The sequence below is a fragment of the Streptomyces sp. MGP-P1 genome (assembly GCF_057766565.1).
This window is the reverse complement of the sequence record NZ_JBYMEM010000001.1, coordinates 1,510,066-1,529,513: the sequence shown is the minus strand read 5'-3', so window position 1 is coordinate 1,529,513 and position 19,448 is coordinate 1,510,066. Positions and strand designations below refer to the sequence as shown.

Annotated in this window: 14 protein-coding genes and 1 pseudogene; 3 read left to right on the top strand and 12 right to left on the bottom strand. The window is 72.6% G+C overall.

What is annotated here, in order from left to right; genetic code table 11:
• Positions 1-4: 4 nt before the first annotated feature.
• Both AC3CH1_RS06725 and gmd read right to left on the bottom strand, forming a co-directional pair.
• Positions 5-2,263 carry a LamG domain-containing protein gene (locus tag AC3CH1_RS06725; RefSeq protein WP_488462022.1) on the bottom strand — a complete coding sequence of 753 codons (2,259 nt, stop codon included), beginning with the start codon at positions 2,261-2,263 and terminating at the stop codon, positions 5-7.
• Between the two features lie 353 nt (positions 2,264-2,616).
• Positions 2,617-3,630, bottom strand: coding sequence for a GDP-mannose 4,6-dehydratase (gmd, locus tag AC3CH1_RS06720; protein WP_488462166.1), 1,014 nt, complete (start codon positions 3,628-3,630; stop codon positions 2,617-2,619).
• Between the two features lie 114 nt (positions 3,631-3,744).
• On the opposite strand from gmd, the gene AC3CH1_RS06715 reads away from it, so the two are divergent.
• Positions 3,745-4,728: a GDP-L-fucose synthase family protein gene (locus AC3CH1_RS06715; RefSeq protein ID WP_488462021.1), complete on the top strand. Its 984-nt coding sequence runs from the start codon at positions 3,745-3,747 to the stop codon at positions 4,726-4,728.
• A 71-nt stretch (positions 4,729-4,799) separates the two neighbouring features.
• On the opposite strand, the gene AC3CH1_RS06710 is transcribed toward AC3CH1_RS06715, so the two are convergent.
• From AC3CH1_RS06710 to AC3CH1_RS06680, 7 genes and pseudogenes are all read right to left on the bottom strand, one after another.
• Entirely contained in the window at positions 4,800-6,350 is a 1,551-nt protein-coding gene (locus AC3CH1_RS06710; protein WP_488462020.1) for a sugar transferase, read from the bottom strand.
• Between the two features lie 393 nt (positions 6,351-6,743).
• Positions 6,744-7,544 (bottom strand): ABC transporter permease, encoded by an 801-nt coding sequence (locus AC3CH1_RS06705; protein WP_488462165.1) that lies wholly within the window; start codon positions 7,542-7,544, stop codon positions 6,744-6,746.
• A 6-nt stretch (positions 7,545-7,550) separates the two neighbouring features.
• The gene (locus AC3CH1_RS06700) at positions 7,551-8,390 is read right to left on the bottom strand and encodes an ABC transporter permease (protein ID WP_488462019.1); all 840 of its coding nucleotides are present in this window, start codon (positions 8,388-8,390) and stop codon (positions 7,551-7,553) included.
• On the bottom strand, positions 8,387-9,358 hold the full coding sequence (locus tag AC3CH1_RS06695; protein ID WP_488462018.1) for an ABC transporter ATP-binding protein: 972 nt from the start codon (positions 9,356-9,358) through the stop codon (positions 8,387-8,389). The genes AC3CH1_RS06700 and AC3CH1_RS06695 overlap by 4 nt, the downstream gene beginning before the upstream one ends.
• Before the next feature lie 198 nt (positions 9,359-9,556).
• Positions 9,557-11,812 carry a hypothetical protein gene (locus AC3CH1_RS06690; RefSeq protein WP_488462017.1) on the bottom strand — a complete coding sequence of 752 codons (2,256 nt, stop codon included), beginning with the start codon at positions 11,810-11,812 and terminating at the stop codon, positions 9,557-9,559.
• A 205-nt stretch (positions 11,813-12,017) separates the two neighbouring features.
• Positions 12,018-12,553: pseudogene (locus AC3CH1_RS06685) on the bottom strand (hypothetical protein).
• Positions 12,554-12,860: 307 nt separating this feature from the next.
• Complete coding sequence (locus AC3CH1_RS06680) at positions 12,861-13,490, bottom strand: alpha-ketoglutarate-dependent dioxygenase AlkB (protein ID WP_488462016.1); 630 nt, start codon at positions 13,488-13,490, stop codon at positions 12,861-12,863.
• Positions 13,491-13,744: 254 nt separating this feature from the next.
• Here AC3CH1_RS06680 and AC3CH1_RS06675 point away from each other — a divergent pair, with 254 nt between their 5' ends.
• Both AC3CH1_RS06675 and AC3CH1_RS06670 read left to right on the top strand, forming a co-directional pair.
• On the top strand, positions 13,745-14,095 hold the full coding sequence (locus tag AC3CH1_RS06675) for a 5-carboxymethyl-2-hydroxymuconate Delta-isomerase (protein ID WP_488462015.1): 351 nt from the start codon (positions 13,745-13,747) through the stop codon (positions 14,093-14,095).
• 73 nt (positions 14,096-14,168) lie between these two features.
• Positions 14,169-15,386 (top strand): FAD-dependent monooxygenase, encoded by a 1,218-nt coding sequence (locus AC3CH1_RS06670; protein WP_488462014.1) that lies wholly within the window; start codon positions 14,169-14,171, stop codon positions 15,384-15,386.
• Between the two features lie 83 nt (positions 15,387-15,469).
• Here the strand turns inward: AC3CH1_RS06670 and AC3CH1_RS06665 are convergent, their stop codons facing one another.
• Genes AC3CH1_RS06665 through AC3CH1_RS06655 form a run of 3 tightly spaced genes read right to left on the bottom strand, consistent with a single transcriptional unit; the run spans position 15,470 to position 19,447 of the window.
• The gene (locus tag AC3CH1_RS06665; RefSeq protein ID WP_488462013.1) at positions 15,470-16,198 is read right to left on the bottom strand and encodes an ABC transporter ATP-binding protein; all 729 of its coding nucleotides are present in this window, start codon (positions 16,196-16,198) and stop codon (positions 15,470-15,472) included.
• Between the two features lie 10 nt (positions 16,199-16,208).
• Positions 16,209-17,018, bottom strand: coding sequence for an ABC transporter ATP-binding protein (locus tag AC3CH1_RS06660; protein ID WP_488462012.1), 810 nt, complete (start codon positions 17,016-17,018; stop codon positions 16,209-16,211).
• Complete coding sequence (locus AC3CH1_RS06655) at positions 17,015-19,447, bottom strand: branched-chain amino acid ABC transporter permease (RefSeq protein ID WP_488462011.1); 2,433 nt, start codon at positions 19,445-19,447, stop codon at positions 17,015-17,017. The genes AC3CH1_RS06660 and AC3CH1_RS06655 overlap by 4 nt, the downstream gene beginning before the upstream one ends.
• Position 19,448: the final 1 nt, after the last annotated feature.

Here is a 19,448-nt window from a genome sequence, read left to right as displayed (position 1 = left end):
CGGATCAGCCATTCCTCAGGGCGTAGTGCGCGCTGACCTGCGAAGAGGTCAGCGTGGTCGGGTAGACGGCGGTCTCGTCGATCTGCCCGGCGAAGAAGTTGCTCGTCGGGCGGTTCGGCCAGCCGGACAGGTTGTCCCCGCCGACCCGCCAGTGGCCGGGGTAGTTCTCGTTGTTGGAGACCAGGATGTTCGAGGCGCGCAGCTGCCCGTCGACGTACAGCGACATGCCCTGCCCCAGGGGGCCCTGGGTGGCGACGACGTGGTGCCACTTGCCGTCGTTGTAGGCGCCCGAGGTGGTCACGGTCCGTGCCCCGTTGCTCTGCACGCCGAACACGAGCCGCCCGTCGTTGCGCATGTAGACGTGCTTGTCGTGACGGGTGCTGTTCTGCTGTGTCAGGTTCCCGAAGCCGATGATCTTCCCGCCCCGGTCGGTGGTGGTCCTGATCCAGGTCTCCACCGAGAACCGGGTCGGCGCGGCGTGCAGCCGGTTGCTGTACGCGTAGTCGTCGGTGCCGTTGAAGCCGATCGCCGTCGAGGGTCCGGCGACCGCCGCCGGGGTCTGCCGGTAGGCGGGGCCGTTGCGCAGGAAGCCGTTGTTCAGGTTCCCGCTGCTGTCGTGGGCGAAGGTGGACGTGCCCTCGTCGTAGCGCCAGTAGAGGCTCGCCCCGTCGGACCTGACCCGGGCCGGATACGCCTCCGTCGAGCCGGCCACGGTCGCTGTCTGGGCCGGGGACTTGGCGCTGGTGTTGGTGCCGTCGGTCACGCTGATCCGGTACGAGTGCTCCTCGCCGGGTGCGACGTCGGTGTCCGTCCAGGTCAGCTGGGGCCGGTCCCAGAAGACCGAGTAGCCGGTCGTCGTGTGGACCGGGGTGTTCGAGCCGTCCTTGTAGATCCGGTAGGTCAGCTCACCGTCGTCGGTGTCGAAGCTGGTCTGCCAGTTCACGTCGATCCGCCCCGGGGTCAGCGTGGACAGGCTGACGTTGGGCACCCAGGGCGCGCCCGTGTCGGGGCCGTCCGCGAACCGGGTCAGCCCCTGCTGCCGGTCGCCGTTTACCGTGGTGAACTCGCCGCCCACCCACAGGTAGTGGCGGCCTCCGCTGCTCGCCTGACTCATCACGCGCGGCCCGACCGGCTCGCCGATGCCGTCGTTGGTGTCCGGGAACCAGGGGAGCAGTTCGGGGTCGTCGACCGACTGGGCCAGCAGATGTTTGCGCGGCTGGTCGGGGAAGGACCCCATGCTGGCGCAGTCGTGGGCGTGGCTGCCGCTGTACAGCACGCCCGAGTGCACCAGCACCGCCTGGGTCGCACCGAGGCAGGTGTCCCGCCAGCGCTGGTCGAAGTCGTCGAGATCCAGTGCGATCCGGCCGTCGAAGACCCCGCCGCCGGTGCCCTCGTTGCCGGTGTAGAAGCCGGTGGCGTCGGTGGTGATGTCCTGGACGGTGGAGTTGTCGTGGATGAACCCCGGGTACGACTTGGTGAGTTGTCCGGTGGTGGCGTCGACCACGGCCAGGGCGTGGGTGTTCGTTTCGTTGATCCGGAAGAAGTCCCCGCCCAGCAGCACGTTCTGCCCGTCGGGGGTCACCTCGACGGCCCGTGCGACCTCGTCGGCGTTGGCCGTGAAGGGCAGCAGCGCGGCTCCGGTCGTGACGGCGGCGAAGTGGCTCCTGGTCTGCCCGCCGACCGTGGTGAAGTCGCCCGCCAGATAGACCGTGTCGTCGGTGACGGCGAGTCCCCGCACGGTCGCCGAGACTCCGATCTTGAAGGTGTTGCTGACCGTGCAGGTCTCGGTGTCGATCGCCGCGATGTTGCTCACCCCGACGCCGTTCACCGCCCCGAACTGGCCGCCCGCGTACAGCGTTTCGCCGTCCGGGGACAGTGCCAAGGATCGGACGGTCGCGGTCCCCGAGGAGATGGTGAAGGACAGCGAGCAGTCGGTGGGCGCCCCGGTCGCCGCGTCGATCGCGGCGAAGTTCACCGCGGGCTGCTCGTCCGTTCCTGGGGCGGCGGTGGGGGGCCGCAGGGTCGAGAAGGTGCCGCCCGCGTAGACGACGCCGTCTCCGGCGGCCATCGCCCAGACGATGCCGTTGGTCTGCCAGGTGGTGAGGTCGTCAGCGGTGATGGCGACCGGTGGTGTCAGCGCCGCCGCCGGAGAGGTCCCGGCCGCGGTCGCGGTCAGGGCTCCGGCCAGTAGGCCGAGAGCGGCGGAAGCGGCCCGTACACGGCCGCGTCCTCCGGTTCTCTGCCCCGTACTTCCGTTCATCATTCAGCTCCGAAGGTGAGATTCGAGCTGCGGCCTGGAGGCCGCGGATTTTGCCTCGCCCGATCGGACGCGCGGGACTGTCCGTCCCGTCGCCGGTCGAGCGAGTGAGTAGGCGGAGCCGAGGGCTCCGCCCGGTGCGGGCGCGGTGAGCTCCACCGACGGATCGGTGGAGACGGCGGTCGCGCCGGTGATCGTCCCGAGCGCGGGCGCGGCTGGCGCCGGCCGGGAGTTGGGGGTGACCGAGGATGCGGTCCGGGCGCCGGTGAACGGCACCGCTAGGGCGCCGTCGGTGGAGGCGGCCGTAGGGCCGGGCGGGTCCGCCGGGTGTGCGCGCGGAAACGTGCCGCCCGGCCCGTTCACCTGTCCACCCGGACGGCGGCGCCGCTCAGCTGGTCGTCCAGTCGGCGGATGTCGGCGTCGACCATGATGCGGGCCAGCTCGCGCGACCTCACCTCGGGCTTCCAGCCCAGCAGCCGCTCGGCCTTCGACGCGTCACCGATCAACGCGTCGACCTCGCTGGGGCGTTCGTACTTCGGGTCGTAGCGCACGTGCTCGTGCCAGTCCAGCCCCGCGTGGTCGAAGGCGAACTCCACGAACTGCCGGACGCTGACGCCCTCACCGGTGGCGACCACGTAGTCGTCGGGGGTGTCGCACTGGAGCGTCCGCCACATGGCGTCCACGTACTCCGGCGCGTACCCCCAGTCCCGGACCGCGTCCAGATTGCCCAGGTGCAGGCGGTCCTGGAGCCCGGCCTTGATCCGGGCGACGCCCCGGGTGATCTTCCGGGTCACGAAGGTCTCGCCCCGGCGCGGCGACTCATGGTTGAAGAGGATCCCGTTCACCGCGAACATGCCGTACGCCTCGCGGTAGTTGACCGTGGCCCAGTAGGCGTAGACCTTTGCCACGCTGTACGGGCTGCGCGGGTGGAACGAGGTGTCCTCGTTCTGCGGGGGCGGGCTGGCGCCGAACATCTCGGAGGACGAGGCCTGGTAGATCCGGGTCTCGATGCCGCTGGCCCGGACCGCCTCCAGGAGTCGCATGGTGCCGAGGCCCGTGACGTCACCGGTGTACAGCGGGGCGTCGAAGGACACCCGCACATGCGACTGCGCGCCCAGGTTGTAGACCTCGTCGGGCTGGATGTCGCGCAGCAGGTTCACCAGGGCCACCCCGTCGGACAGGTCCGCGTGGTGCAGGACGAAGGAGCGCTCCGGCTCCTCGGGTCCCTGGTAGATGTGGTCGATCCGCTCGGTGTTGAAGCTGGAGGAGCGGCGTATGAGGCCGTGCACCGTGTACCCCTTGTCGAGCAACAACTCGGCCAGATACGAACCGTCCTGGCCGGTCACTCCGGTGATGAGCGCGGTCTTCGCCACGATTCCCCCTTCTCTGCTGATCGCCTCGGCGGCGACGTTCACCGACATATCTGAATTGGGACGTTCTGCGGCGAAGTGTCACCGCAGTTCCCTTCTGCTGGCACAATCCGAGCCATGACGACCGAACTTCCCGTCCCTTCCCAGGAATCCGACCGCTCCCTACTCCGTCCCGGCTCCCGCATATTCGTCGCGGGCCATCGCGGCCTGGTCGGCTCGGCGGTGGCCCGCCGCCTCGCCGACGACGGCCACGAGGTGCTCACCCGCGGCCGCGACCTCCTCGACCTGCGTGACGCCGCGCGGACCGGGGCGTATCTGAAGGAGGTGCGCCCGGACGCCGTGGTGCTGGCCGCCGCCAAGGTGGGCGGGATCATGGCCAACAGCACGTATCCCGTGCAGTTCCTGGAGGACAACCTGCGCATCCAGCTCAGCGTGATCGCCGGCGCGCACACGGCCGGGGTCGAGCGGCTGCTCTTCCTCGGCTCGTCGTGCATCTACCCCCGGCTCGCGCCCCAGCCGATCCGTGAGGACGCGCTGCTCACCGGCGAGCTGGAGCCCACCAACGAGGCCTACGCCCTCGCCAAGATCGCCGGAATCGTCCAGATCCAGTCGTACCGGCGGCAGTACGGCGCCTCCTACATCAGCGCCATGCCCACCAATCTCTACGGGCCCGGCGACAACTTCGACCTGGAGACCTCGCACGTGCTGCCCGCGCTGATCCGCCGCTTCCACGAGGCGCGGCGGGACGGGGCCCCCGAGGTGACCCTGTGGGGGTCCGGCTCCCCGCGCCGCGAGTTCCTCCACGTCGACGACCTCGCCGCCGCCTGCGTCACCCTGCTGGAGGCCTACGACGGCGACGAGCCCGTTAACATCGGCTGCGGCGACGATCTCACCATCCGCGAACTCGCGGAGACCGTACGGGAGGTGACGGGATACCGGGGCAGCATCGGCTGGGACACGTCGAAGCCCGACGGGACGCCCCGCAAGCTGCTCGACGTCACCCGCCTCTCCTCCCTCGGCTTCACGCCGCGGATCCCGCTGCGCGACGGCATCGCCCGCACGTACGCCTGGTGGCTCGGCCAACTCCAGCCCGCACGGTGACCGTTCGCCGCCGAGAGGTGTCTCGCGGCGGCGAACCGGCTGTGTTCCCCGCATCCGCACGCCCCCCGTCCTCAGTACGCCCCGCGGCCGTCGGTGACGGCGCGCACGGTGCGGGCGAGGAGTCCCATGTCGGCGGCGACCGACCAGTTGTCGACGTACCAGAGATCGAGCGAGACGGTCTCCTGCCAGGTCAGATCGGAGCGGCCGCTCACCTGCCACAGGCCCGTGAGGCCCGGCTTCACGGTGAGCCGACGGTGCTCCCGTTCATCGTAGCGCGAGGCCTCCTCCGGCAGCGGCGGCCGCGGGCCCACCAGCGACATCTGGCCCAGCAACACGTTGACCAACTGCGGGAGTTCATCGATCGACGTCCGCCGCAGCAGCCGCCCGACCGGCGTCACCCGGGGGTCGCCGCGCATCTTGAACAGCGGGCCGTCCGCCTCGTTGGCCGCGGCCAGCCGCGCCTTGAGTTCCTCCGCGTCCGCCACCATCGTGCGGAACTTCCACATGGTGAACGGCCGGTTGTGCTGCCCCTGCCGGACCTGCCGATGGAAGACGGGACCCCGCGAGGACAGCCAAACGCTGAGCGCCACCGCCAGGAGGAGGGGTGTCAGGGCCAGCAGTCCGAAAAGGGCCCCCGTACGGTCCAGCACGTTCTTCAGCACTGCCTGCGGCCCCCCGCGCAGCGGCGGTGCGATGTGCAGCAGGGTGAGCCCGGCCGCGGTGGCGGGGCGCACCCGCTCGGCCGCCACCCCGGACAGCTCCGAGACCACGGACAGGGCGACGCCCCCGTCGTGCAGCCCCCAGCCGAGCCGGCGCAGCCGGTCCCCGGTCAGCTGGGGCCCGGGAGCCACCAGCACCAGGTCCGCCGCGTGGGCGTAGACCCCGCCGAGCACCGTCGTCACGTCGTCGTCGGCCGGGCAGGACGCGAGGCGCCCCGGCACCTGCACCCCGTCCAGCTCCAGTCGGGTGGTGCCCACGGGTATCGCGGCGACCAGGCAGTAGCCGTGGCCCGTCCCGGAGTTGAGCAAGTCGGCCGCCCGGGCCACGTCCGAGGCCTCGCCGACCAGCAGCACCCGGCGGACCCGGTGGCCCCGTCGTCCGGAGCGCTGCCACCGGCGCAGCCCCGCCACCGCCGTGGCGATGAGCAGCCCCGGTGTCACGGCCACGACGGCCGTGGCCGGGTCCACCGGACTTCCCGCCGCCGTGTGCAGGACGGCCAGCAGGCCGATGAGCACGAGCCAGTCCCCGGCCGGGCCGAGCGCGCTGCCGGGCCCGGCCCCCGACCGGTCCGTGTACCGCCCTCGGACGCCGCGCAGCCCGGCCCAGAGGAGCCCCGCCACCACGGCGGCCGCCACCGGGCGCGGCTGGTCGCCGGCGCGCAGCAGCAGCCAGGCCGGACCGGCCAGGCCCAGCAGGTCGGTCAGCGCGGCGAGGGCCGGGCCGGGGGCCCGCTTCCGCCGGGCCGGCGTCCGGCCGGCCGGGTCGCGCTGTGCTGTCGGAGCCCTCCACAGCTGTTCCAGGGCCGCCGTGCGGTTCCGGGACGCGGCGGTGCGGGGGCGCGGTGCGCCCCGGAGCCCCACCGGCCCGGTCAGGTCGGTATCAGGTATTTCGACATGCCCCATGGACCCCCCAGTCACAGTCGCACCCCCACAAACAGGACGCATCCGCCGATCACATGGACTGACGGATGCGCCCTCGCTCGGTGCACGATATCCACACACGTGCCATTTCGCTGGAGTTCCCGTGAAGTTCAGACGGCTCGGTCCAGACGCCGCCGATGGGCCGGAAGCATCCGATGTCGTCCTGTGGGTACAGATGGTGATGGAGCGACAGACGGTAAGCGCTTGCGCCGCCGTCGGCAGCGGCTCGCGGCGGCCTGGTTCAGGTGCGCTCCTTGGGGAACGCGCGAACCGGCAGGCGGGCGGTCCCGGCCCCTGGGGTCAGCCGGATGAGTCGGTGAGCAGCAGATTCCGTGCCCGTGCCCGTGCCCGGAGCTCCGCGCCGGCGCGGTCCGCTCAGTGCCCGCTGCTCTCGTAATGGCGGGACTGCCGCTCCCAGAAGCGGTACGCGGCGTACATGAGCGCGACGCCGATGCCCGGCGTGCCCCAGGCGAGCCATTCCGGTACGGCGAGTTCCTCCTCCCGGTCCATCAGCACGGTCGCCGGCAGATAGGCGACGAAGGCCAGCGGGAAGACGAAGGTCAGCCCGAAGCCGGCCACCGGGCCGAAGATCTTCAGCGGGTAGTTGCCGAAGTCGCTGAAGATCATGTCGATGGCGAACTTGATGGGGGAGACCCTCTTCATCCTGAAGACCAGTGCGGAGGCAGCCAGTTGCAGTGCGCCTTCCACCAGAGCGCCGCCCACCACCGCGAGCAGGAGGAAGCAGACGGCCGACGGCGACCAGTCGACCGGCGCGGAGGTCGAGGCGATGGACAGGAGAACCGCACCGCCCGCCAGGTCACCGAGCGAGCTCAGCCGCACTCTGCGAGTGAGGAGCTGGACCAGCGGCGGCACCGGACGGACGAGATAGCGGTCGTACTCGCCCTCGATGACGACCTCGTCGACGTGGATCAGCTGGTGACCGGGGAGCAGCCACAGGCCGTGGGCGGTGAGCCTCATGCCGTAGAGGAAGGCGATCTCCCCCAGGCCCCAGCCGCCGACCTGCCCGAAGCGATCCAGGACGGCCCAGATGAAGGCCAGGCCGACGCCCTGGTAGAACAGGCCGCCGATGATGTTGATGAACAGGTTCCCCCGGTACTGGAACTCGGCGCGGAACGCCGCACCGGCCAGCAGGAGATAGACCCGCGGACCTCGCATCATCCGTCATCCCCCCTGCGACATGACGCGGCGCCGGGCGCGCGACCAGACGAACGCGGCCAGTGCGCCGAGAGCGGCGATCCACGCGAGCTGGACCCCGAGGGCGGCCGCGATGCCGGCGCCCTCGGCCCGGCCCAGGTAGACGGCCGCCGGGGTGTACGCGGTGGCCTGGAAAGGCAGCCATTCCGCGGCTGTCCGGACCGGGCCGGGCATGAACCACAACGGGATCAGGGCCCCGGAGAAGAACTGTGCGACGAAGCGGTAGGCCATGAGGGCGCCGCTCACCTCCAGGGTCCAGAAGGAGACCATGCCGAGCAGCAGCCCGAGCAGCTGGTTCACGAGCAGCGCGCCGATCAGCGCGACCGGGTAGGCGAACCCCGCGGCCACCGAGGCGGGTGCCTGGCCCGCGCCGACCAGCAACGCGAACGGCAGTGCCACCAGCAGGACCGGCACCGCGGCCGAAGCCCACCCGAGCTGGCCGGCGAGCATCTGCCCGGGGAAGCCGATGGGCCGCAGCAGGTCCACCGCGACCTTGCCCTCCCGCACCCGCTGGTCGATGGGGGAGGACCGCCACGGGCTGACGAGCTGGTACTGGAGCGTCGTCAGCGTCGCGTACGCCGTCATGGTGGTGAGGCTGAGTCCGTCCACCTGCTCACGGCCGTCGTAGAAGGCCTTCCAGACCACCGTCAGCAACCAGATCTGGAGGAGCATCATCGCGAAGGACGACAGATAGGCGGTGCGGTAGGTGAGGGCGGCGCGGAACTCGATGCGGGCGCAGGCGAGATGGGCCCGCAGCGGCGTCCTGGACGCCGGCTTCACGGCGGCGCGGGCCGTCGGGGCGGTCATCCGCGGTCCGCGTAGATCCGGTGGATGACGCTCTCCAGCTCGGGTTCCACGATCGACAGATCAGTCACCCGGTGCTGCGCCAGCACCGCGGCCACCAGCTCGGCGGGTGGTGTGCGGACGGGGTCGAAGCGCAGCCACACCTTGCCGCCCTCGCGGCGGACGACCTCCGCGCCCGCGACGCTCTCCAGCCGGTCGGTCTGCACCACGAGTTCGCGGTGCGGGGCGTAGCGGCTCTTCAGCTCGTCCACCGCGCCGTCGTAGGCGACCTTGCCGTGGTCGATCAGGATGATCCGGTCGCAGAGTTCCTCGACGTCGTCGAGGTCGTGGGTGGTGAGGACGACCGTGGTGCCCGACTCGCGGTTCAGTTCCCCGACGAAGGTGCGTATCCGCTCCTTGGCGATGACGTCGAGCCCGACGGTCGGCTCGTCCAGGTAGAGGATGTCGGGGTCGTAGAGCATCGCGGCGGCGAGGTCGCCGCGCATCCTCTGGCCCAGGGAGAGCTGGCGGACGGGGGTGTCGAGGAACGGTCCTAGGTCGAGCACCTCGCTGAACTGCCGCTGCTTCTCGCGGAACCGGTCCTGCGGCACGTCGTAGAGACGGCCGATCAGCCAGAGCGAGTCGCGCAGTGGCAGGTCCCACCAGAGCTGGCTGCGCTGGCCGAAGACCACGCCTATCCGGCGGGCGTTGCGGGACCGGTCCCGCCAGGGCGTGGCGCCGGCGACCGTGACCGTGCCGGACGTGGGTACAAGGATGCCGGTGAGCATCTTGATGGTGGTGGACTTCCCCGCACCGTTGGGGCCGAGATAGCCGACCATCTCGCCCTGCTGGACCGTGAAGTCGACACCGTCCACCGCACGCTTGACGACCTGTTCACGAGTCAGCAGTGTGCGGATGCCCGCGAAGGCGCCCTCCTGCCGTCTGGGCCGGCTGAACTCCTTGACGAGGTCTGCCACCTCGATGACGGGCATGTGTGCCTCTCCTGGAGCGGGCCGTGCCCAGTCGGGCGGGGCCGGGCTGAGAGTGTGCACACGAGGGCTTGGTCCAGTCCAACCAATTTCTTACGGGTCGTTCCTCACCGTGCCCCGATGAAGACCGCCAACGTGCCGTCCGCGAGGAGGATTTCGGGGCCGCCCCGCCCGCCTGGAGGGGCGGGGCGGCCCCGAGGGTCAGAACGCTCCGTTCGTGCGCCTCCTGGTACGCCGGTGGACCAGCAGCCCGGTGCCAACGAGCGCCGCTGCCACGAGTGTTGCCGACACCACTGTGACCCCGGTGGCGGCCAGGCTGCCGCCGCCGGATGTGGTGACGGCCCCGGTGCCGCCGCCGGTGCCGCCGCCGACGGCGGAGCCGGTGCTGCCGGACGCGCCGGAGCCGTCGGCCGTACCGGTGGAGCCGGAGCCCCCGGTGGTGGAGCCGCCGCCCGACCGCGTACCGCCCTCGCCACCTGTCGTGCCGGAACCTGTCGTGGCGTCACCTTCCGTGCTGCCGCCGCCGGTCGAGGCATCGCCGTCGCTGTCGCCGCCCGTCTCCCCGCCACCGGTGGCTGCCGCCGTGACGGTGAGCGTCGCGGCCGAGGTGCGGGTGGTGCCGACGTCGTTGCGGAACTCGGCGCGGTAGCGGTAGCCGTCCTGCGCGGTCCTCGCGGTGAACGTGAGGGCCGGCCCGGTCGCGCCCTCGACGTCCTTCCAGGTCTGCGCGCCATCGGCGCTGATCTGCCAGCGGACCGTGGGCTCCGGGGAGCCCTCCGCCGCCGCGGTGAGGGTGACTTCCTGGCCGTCCTCGGCCGCCAGGTCGGCCGGCGCGCGGGTCACCAGCGGCGAGACCTGCCGGACCAGCCTGGTGATCTTTCCCTCGGCGGGGCTCGTCACGAAGACGGTGGCCCCGCCCGGTTCGACGGCGAGCGAGGCCGCGCCGGACTGGGAGTGGTTGCCGGGCAGTGACAGGTCCCTCGCGGCCACGGCGAAGTCCTCGGTGTCGTACACGGTCAGCGTGCCGTTGTTGTCGTCGGCCGGATCGGAGAGGTCCCCGCCGTCCTGCCAGACGACGTAGGCCCGGCCCGTCGCCGCGTCGAAGGCGGCGTCGCGGGGCAGGTCCGCGCCGACGAGCGTCTTGAGCGGCTTGCCCGCGGCGTCGAGGACCAGCACGGACCGGTCGACGCCGACCCACACCGCGCCGGTGGCCGGGTCCGTCTCGGTGAATCCGGCCATGCCCTGGGCGCTGGGCAGTTCGAAGGACGCGGTGACCGCGAACGAGGCGAGGTCCACCCGGTGCACCTGCCCGGCCGCGAAGTCGCTGAACCAGAGCACGCCCCGGGCGGGATCGGCGGCGAACTGCGCACCGCCCGGGAGGGTGAGGCTCCGGGTCGCCGTTCCGGTGGCCCGGTCGATCTCGGAGAGCTTCGCGCCCTGGGCGACCAGTACCGTGGCCGGGGTCGTACCCGGGGCGATGTCGGTGACGGTGGACCCGGTGAGCCAGACGCCCGAGGCCTTCTCGTCACCGGCCTTGGCGCTCCCGACGCCCCGCAGCGGGTAGTTGTAGACGACGCCGTCGCCCGGCAGCGGTCCCGCGATGCGGGCGGCCGCCGAGGCGCGCACCTCCCCGGTGGGTCCGGGGGCCTGGCTGATCCAGCTCTCGGCCCTGCCGTCCCCGGGGTTCAGCACATAGAGGCCGCGCTCGTCGACGTCGGCGGTGTCGGGCAGGTTGTCCGCGCCGACGTACAGCTTCTTCGAGTCGGGGTGCAGCAGCAGGTCCAGCGGCTTGCCGGCCGAGGTGAAGTCGGCGGCGGCCTTGTAGGAGACGGTCCCCGCGGGCACGTCGACGCCCTCGCCCGGTTCGCCCGGCCCCTGGCCCGCGAAGGCGACGGGTATGCGGACGTCCTGCGACCGGTCGCCGCTGGAGCGGTGGTCGGCCCGGGTGACGAGGGAGCAGGCCACCGCGGCGCAGTCGAGGCCGTCGCCCTTCGCCGAGATCTCGATCTCCACGTCGAAGGTTCCGCCGGGCCCGAAGGGGCGGGCGAGGTCACCCTCGTAGGGGTCGCCAGGGGGCACGATCCACTGCGAGGTCTTCGAGCCGCCGCTCATGTCCGCGCCGCCGAGGCAGGGGGAGGGTACCCGGTCGTCGCCGTTGTCCTTGCACAGAGCGACGTAGATGCCGGATTCGAGGCCGTACCCCTCGCCGGTGACCCGGACCTTCTCGCCGGCCGGGTCGAGTCCGGTGGTGGCCGAGGCGGTCAGCTTCTGCCCCTGGGGGCCGGTGGCGGTCTTCGGGGTGCCGGCGTCGGCGCTGACCGCCGCGCCCGTGGGGATTGCCGCGAGCAGCAGGGCGGCGACGGCGGCCGTCCCCGCCGGGCGTCCGAGTCTGCGGCGGCCGAGTCTGCGGCGGCCGCTCGGCGGGGTGCCGGGAGCGGTGCCCGGAGTGGATGTCATGTCATTCCTCGTCACGACGCGGGGGAGCCCGGCCCCGGCGCCGGGGCGTGTCCGCACCGTCTCGTCCGGCCCGCGCGGCGGGCGAACGGCGATACGGCGGACACTCCCCAGCGGCCGGAGCCGGGCGAATGGCTGTGCTGCCCAGGTGAGTTGGGCAGCGACGGGCCGGGCGGAGTTGTGCGGTACCGCTCGCGGCCGGTCGGCGTTACACGAAGTTGATCGGCGCGTGGACGTCGTACTTGCGGTCGTTGGTGTCGGTGTGGTCGGCGCGGGTCACGATGGCGCACTCGACGGTGTCGCCGCAGACGTTCCCGCCGCCGAGGTCGGCCTTGACGTGTATCCGGACGCTGAAGGTGCCGCCCGCGCCGAACGGTGAGGTGTTGGGGAGGCCGCCGCCCAGGCTGGACACCCAGTGCGAGGCGCCGGTGGTGCCGGACTGGTCCTGGCCGCCGAGACACGGCGAGGGCTTGTTGGCGCCCTGCGCGCCGTTCACCACGCACAGGCTCACGTAGACGCCCTGTCCGGCGTTGTAACCGTTGCCGGTGACGGTGATGTTGGCGCCTGCGGCGGCCGCGGTGTCGGGTCCGGAGAGCGACAGGTTGTAGGTGGCGCCCCGTCGGTGACCGTACGGGTACCCGTCGCGGCGGCGGCGGGGGAGGCGAGGGTCAGGGCCAGCGCGGCGGCGGCGAACGCGGCGAGGCCCGCGCGGGCGACGGTACGGGTGGAGGGAACAGCACTCATGAGATGAGCACCTTTCTCGGCATCGGTAACCAGAACCACGGACACCCAGTCGACTTAGGTAAGGCATACCTAAGTCGATGTCTGTTGGGTTGTCAACAACGGTGCCGGCCACGGGTGATGTTCACGGGTGCTGTTCACGGGCGGCGAGGGATGACGGTCCCCACGGGCGGTTCGGGTCACCCGGTTCCGGTCGACGGCAGGGCCTGCCCGGTCCGGCCGGTCTTCCCGGTCGGGGCGCACCGCGTGCCCACCGCCGGACGAGCAGCTGCGCGGACGAGAAAGGGTCCGCGCCCATCGGGCGCCGGGCTCAGCGCACCCCGTCGGGCCGGAACTGCACGCTGATGCGCGGTCCGACGGCCCGCGCGGTCTTGGGGATCGCGTGCTCCCACGTGCGCTGGCAGCTGCCGCCCATGACGATCAGGTCGCCGTGCCCGAGCGTCCTGCGGACGGGGGCGGGGCCCGGGCGGCGGGGCCGCAGCGCGAGGTGCCGGGGGGCTCCCAGCGAGAGGATCGCGACCATCGTGTCCTCGGTGCTCCCCCGGCCGATGGTGTCCCCGTGCCAGGCCACCCCGTCCTGCCCGTCCCGGTAGAAGCACAGCCCCGCCGTGGTGAACGGTTCGCCCAGCTCGGCCGCGTAGTGCTCGCCCAGCCCGGTGCGGGCGGCTTCCAGGGCCGGGTGCGGAAGAGGGTCGCGGCGGCCGAAGAAGGCCAGCAGCCGGGGGACCGCCACCACGCGCTCGTACATGACGCGCTGCTCGGCGCGCCAGTCGACCTCGCGGACCAGTGTCTCGAACAGGGTGTCCGCGCCCCGGAGCCACTGCGGCAGCACGTCGATCCAGGCTCCGTACCCCAGGTCGGTACGCCGCACTCCGCTCAGGGGGCCGGTCTCGACCTCGGCCCCCTGGTCGAAAAGCGAGCTTTGCAGGTGTACGGCCATGGGGAGAGCGTAACGTTAATCGAGCAAATGTGCGAATAACGTTCGGTGGCGAGCTCCTGCTCAGCCTTCCTCGACCGGATCGGCGCACTTCTCGCCGGTCACCCGCTGACCCGCTGCTACGGGGATCGACCCGGGGCTCGGTCCCGGAAGTTCCGCTCCGCAGCCGCACCGTGCCCCGGGGTCGTGTTCGGCTACCGTTCCCTCCGTACCAGCCGACGTCCCCAGCCCCCGCTGTTCTCCGAGGAGTTGCCCCCATGCCGCAGATCACCGTCGACTACTCCGGCACGCTCGCTGCGGCCTTCGACCGGCAGGCCTTCGCGCTCGCCCTGCACCCGATCGTCGTCGCCACCGTCGACGCCCGCCCGGAGGCCTGCAAGACCCGCTTCCGCCGCGTCGACGACTTCGTCATCGGCGACCGGACCGAGGGCCACGCCGTCCTGCACATCGAGATAGGCCTGCTCCACGGCCGCACCGACGAGACCAAGATCCGCCTCGCGAACGCCGTACTCGATCTGATCGCCGCCCGCGTCGAGCCGGCCGACGGCGTGACCCTGCACGCCTCCGTCGAGGTCCCCAACCTGGACGTGGCCTTCCGGAAGCGCTGAACGGGCACCGCGTCGGGTAGGTCGGGTGGGCAGGACCGGAAGGCCGGAACATCGAATGAGCGGAGTGCCAGACATGCGTGGAGGCAGCGTCGCCGTGGTCGGCGGCAGCGTAGCGGGGTGTGCCGCGGCCCTGGCCGCCTCGCGCGGGGGAGCCGAGCGGATCACCGTCCTGGAACGCGCCGATGCCCGGCTCCGCGACAGAGGGGTGGGAATCGCCCTCCACAGCGACCGCTACGACGAATTGAGGGAGGCCGGATACGTCGCCCCGGAGATGCCCTGGGCGCCGCTGACCCGGCGGGTGTGGAGCGTGCGGGACGGCGACGCCGAGCACGGCCGGGTCGTCGGCGAGCAGCCGTTCCCCTTCCGTGCCTACAGCTGGGGCTCCCTGTGGAGCGAACTGCGCCGGCGAGTGCCCGAGGGGGTCTCCTACCGGTCCGGCGCGGTGGTCTCCGGGGTCGAGCCGGACGCCGACGGGGTGACGCTGCGCCTCGCGGACGGACACCGGGAGCACTTCGACGTGGTGATCGGGGCGGACGGATACCGCTCCGTCGTCCGCAAGGCCATGTTCCCCGGCGCGGACGCCACGTACGCCGGATACATCGGATGGCGCGGCACGTCGCCGGACGTCGCCGACCTCCCGTCGGACGGCCGCGACGCGCACAACATCGTCTTCCCCGGCGGGCACTGCGTGATCTACCGCATCCCGGACGGCCTCGGCGGACACCGGCTCAACTGGGTGCTCTACACCGCGCCCCCCGGGGCCGACGGCCTCCACCCCGACCTGCGGGCCCCCACCTCCCTCCCGCCGGGCCGGCTCGACTCCGAGCTCATCGCCCACCTGAGGGCCCTGGTCGCGGACAACTTCCCGCCGTACTGGGCGGCCAGGGTGCTCCGCACCCCCGCCGAGACCACCTTCATCCAGCCCATCTACGACCTGGAGGCGCCGCACTACACCTCGGGACGGATGGTGCTCGTCGGTGACGCCGCCAGCGTCGCCCGGCCGCACATCGGCGGCGGCAGCGTGAAGGCGCTCCAGGACGCGACCGCCCTGGAGGCCGCCTGGACCGCCGGGGGCAGCTGGAAGGAGATCCTGGAGAGCTACGACGCCGGGCGCGGGCCCATCGGTTCGGCCATGGTCGCGCTCGCCCGCCGGATGGGCGCCGCGCAGGTCGAGCAGACACCCGACTGGCCCGCCATGGACCGGACCGCGTTCGACACGTGGTGGCAGGACCAGAACCAGGGCTCCGACCGGAGCAGCGGCTTCGGCGGCCACCGGCTGAAGGCCGGGTAGGCCTCCCGGGGACGGGAAAGAGGCGTCGGGAAAGGGCGGGAAAGGGGCGCGGCCCTGTGCCTCGCCCCTTTCCCGCTCGCGTATCAGACCGCCGTCGGCGCCAGCTCCAGCGCCGCGTGCAGCGCCGTGCCGTCGGCGCGGGCGTCCGCACCGTCCATGCGTAGCGTCGTCCGCCCCGAGGTGAGGACCGTGAGCGCCCCGGCGGACTCGACGGCCTGGGCGGGGCTGGGGGAGACCAGCAGGACGGCGATGCCCTCGGCCGCCAGCGTGGCCACCAGCCCGTGGACCTGCCGGACGAGCACCGGGGCGAGGCCCTCGGTCGGCTCGTCGAGGAGCAGCACCCGCGGCGAACCGAGCAGGGCGCGGGCCAGCGCCAGCATCTGCTGCTCGCCGCCGGACAGCTCCGCACCCCGGTTGCCCCGGCGCTCGCCCAGCCGGGGCAGCAGCTCCGACACGCGCGCGGGGGTCCACACGCTGGGCCGCTCCGCGTCGCCCCGGCGCGGCGGACGGTACGACAGCCGCAGGTGCTCGTCGACGGTGAGCCCGGCGAACACCCGGCGGCCCTGCGGTACGAGCCCGATCCCGGCACGGGCGATCCGGTGCGCGGGCTGCCCCGTCACCTCGCGGCCGTCGAGGCGTACGGTTCCGGCGCTCGGGCGCATCAGTCCGGCGACGGTGTGGACGAGGGTGGTCTTGCCGGCGCCGTTGTGGCCGACGACGGCGTGGACCGTGCCGGCGGGGACCGACAGGTCGAGCCCGTGCAGGACGGTGCCGCCGTGGTAGCCCGCGGTCAGGCCGGTGAGTTCGAGCATCGGGCGTCGGTCATCCTCTCGCTGGTGCGGCGGCCGGGCCCGCCGTCGAGCCGGTGCCGTGGTACGCGTCGCGGACCTCGGGATGCGCCAGAACCTCCCGGGTCGGACCGGTGACGAGCAGTTTCCCGGCGGCCAGCACCGTGACGGTGGACGCGACCCGGGCGACCACCTCGACGTGGTGCTCGACCAGGACGACCGCGACGTCCGGAGGCAGACCGTCCAGAATGGCGAGCAGCCGGCCGATGTCGTCGTCGGTCAGTCCGGCCGCCGGCTCGTCCAGGAGCAGCAGCCGGGGGTCGCCGGCCAGCGCGGCGGCGAGGTCGAGCATGCGGCGCTGCCCGTGCGAGAGCGTGGACGCCGGCCGGTGGGCGAGGTCCGCGAGACCGACGGTCTCCAGACGGCGGGCCGCGGACTCGGTGTGCAGCCGGTAGCGGGACGGGCTGCGCCAGGCCCCGCGGCGCTTCGGGTGGTGCGGCCAGCCGGCCAGGACGATGTTGTCGAGCACCGACAACTCCCCGATCACGGACGGCTGTTGGAAGCTGCGGGCGATCCCGAGACGGCTGCGCCTGGCGGTCGGCGTCCGGGTGATGTCGGTGCCGTCCAGGGCGATCGTGCCGTGGTCGGGCCGGTCCGTGCCCGCGATCAGGTTGAGGAGGGTGGTCTTGCCGGCGCCGTTGGGACCGATGACGGCGTGCCGGGCCCCCGCCGGGAGCCGCAGGCTGACGTCGTCGACGGCGGTGAGGGTGCCGTACCGGCGGGTGAGCCGGGCGAGGTCCAGTACGGGGGGCTCCGGCGCTGCCGCGGTAGGTGCCGGTGTCATGGGGAGACCTTCCCGACGGGGTGGGGGGCGGGCGTCGACGGGGGCCGGCCCCCGGTCACGGGAGCCTCGGGCGGCGGCCCGCTCCCGCCGCCGGTCCCACCGCGCAGCCCCGCGAGGCCGCGCGGCAGCAGGTACACGGTGGCGACGAAGAGCACGCCGAGCAGCAGCGGCCCGTGGCCCGGCCACGAACCGGCGACCCAGTCCCGGGTGGCGACGATGAGCCCGGCGCCCAGCAGGGCGCCGATCACGGACGTCGTACCGCCGATGACCACTGCCAGCAGAGCGAACGCGGCGATCTCGAACCCGACGTCGGCGGGGGCGAGATACTGCTGGACGGTCACCATCAGGGAACCGCCCACCCCGGCCAGCGCGCCCGCGCAGATGTGGGCCACCCACAGGTAGCGCCCCACCGGGTGTCCGGAGGCGCGCATCCGCGCCTCGGCGCCCCGGGTGCCGGTCAGCAGCTTCCCCGCAGGGGAGCGCAGGACGAGCAGGGTGGCGGAGACGGCGACGACGGCGACGACGAGCGCGTAGGTGTAGAGCTCGCTCTCCTCCAGCATCTCCTCCCCGCCCCACAGCGCCCGGGTGGCCGGGAAGCCGACGAGTCCGTCGGCGCCGCCGGTGACGGACTTGAGCTGGTTGACGACCGCGCCGGTCAGCTCGCCGATGGCGAGCGTGATCATCAGGACGGTCGTGCCGCGGGCCCGGATCACCGCCGGACCCACCACCGCGGCGAAGACGGCGGCGGCGAGCGCCGAGATCACGAGCTGCACGGGCCCCACCGCCCACCCCGCTTCCGCGAGGTTCGCGGTGGCGTACGCCCCCACGGCGAACGGCGCGGTCTGCCCGAGGGTGGGCAGTCCCGCGTAGCCGGTGAGGATGGTGACGCTGACCGCGAGCAGCCCCAGGGCCAGGGCGGAACCGGCCAGGGAGATGCTGTACGCGTCGAGCACGGTCGGCAGGGAGACCAGCACGACGAGCAGGACGAGCAGCGGGGCCGCCTGCCGCCACGCGGCCCCGCCCGGCAGCCGGCCGGCCCAGGCGGGCACCCGGCTCGCGTGCTCGCGGGGCGCCGCGCCGGCCCGGTCCGCCCCGGCCACCTCCGCGGTCGGGCCTGCTCCGGACGCGCCTGCTGTACCTGGCGCCCCAGCTGTCCCAGGCGTCCATGCTGTTCCCGACGCGCCCGCTGTACCTGGTGCCCTCGCTGTCCCTGACGTCGATGCTGTTCCCGACGCGCCTGCTGTACCTGGTGCCCTCGCTGTCCCTGACGTCGATGCTGTTCCCGACGCGCCTGCTGTACCTGGTGCCCTCGCTGTCCCTGACGTCGATGCTGTTCCCGACGCGCCTGCTGTACCTGGTGCCCTCGCTGTCCCTGACGTCCATGCTGTTCCCGACGCCCCTGCTGTCCCAGCCGTCTCTACTGCCCGCGACGCCCCAGCTGCCCCTGAGGTCTCCGCGGCTCCTGCCGTCCCCGGCGTCCCGCGCGGCCGTCGTCGCAGACGGCCGGCGAGGTGGTTCCGGAGCCGGGCGACCGGGTCCGGCCCGGGGTCCTCGGGGCCGTGCCCCGCCGCCGGTTCCGTGAAACGGGAGCGCAGCACCAGCACCGCCGCCATCGCGGCGAAGAGCAGGTACGGCGCCAGATCGGGCGCCAGCGAGACGCCCAGCGTCTGCACCTCGCCCACCGCGATCGCCGCGAAGAAGGTCGCCCACAGCGAGCGCAGCCCGCCGAGCACGACCACCACGAGGGAGAGCATCAGCACGGTCTCGGACGTACCGGGGCCGGGGCCGATGATCGGCGCCCCGAGCACGCCCGCCGCCCCGGCCAGCGCTCCGGCCGCCGCGAGGACGCCGGTGTGCACCGCCCGGGGGTTGCGTCCGGTGGCCGCGAGCATCTGCGGATCGTCGGCGGCCGCCCGCACCGCGGCTCCCATCCGGGTCCGGGTCAGCACCCAGGTCCCGAACGCCGCCAGCAGCACGGCCATCACGATGAAGCAGAGCCGGTAGGCGGGGTAGCGGTGCCCCAGCAGCATCACCGAGGAGTCGAGCGCCTCGGGAACGCGCACGGGAAGTTCGTCCGCCCCGAAGAGCTGGATGAGCAGATCACCGCCGATCAGGGCGAGCCCGAACGTCAGCAGTGCCTGCGCCAGATGCCCACGCCGGGCGAGCGGAGCCGTCGCGGCGGAGAGCCCCGCCCCGGCGACGCACGCCGCCGCGGTTCCGGCGGCCAGGCCGAGGGCGAGACCGCCCCAGGTCCCGTCGCTCAGCTCGGCCCCCGTGTAGGCGCCGATCGCGTACAGCGTGCCGTGCGACAGATTGAGCACACCCGCGGTGCCGAAGGCGAGACTCAGGCCGGCGGCGACCACGAACAGCAGCAGCCCGAAGGCCACCCCGTCCACCGCCGGTATGAGGTGGGCGTCGAGGAGATCCATG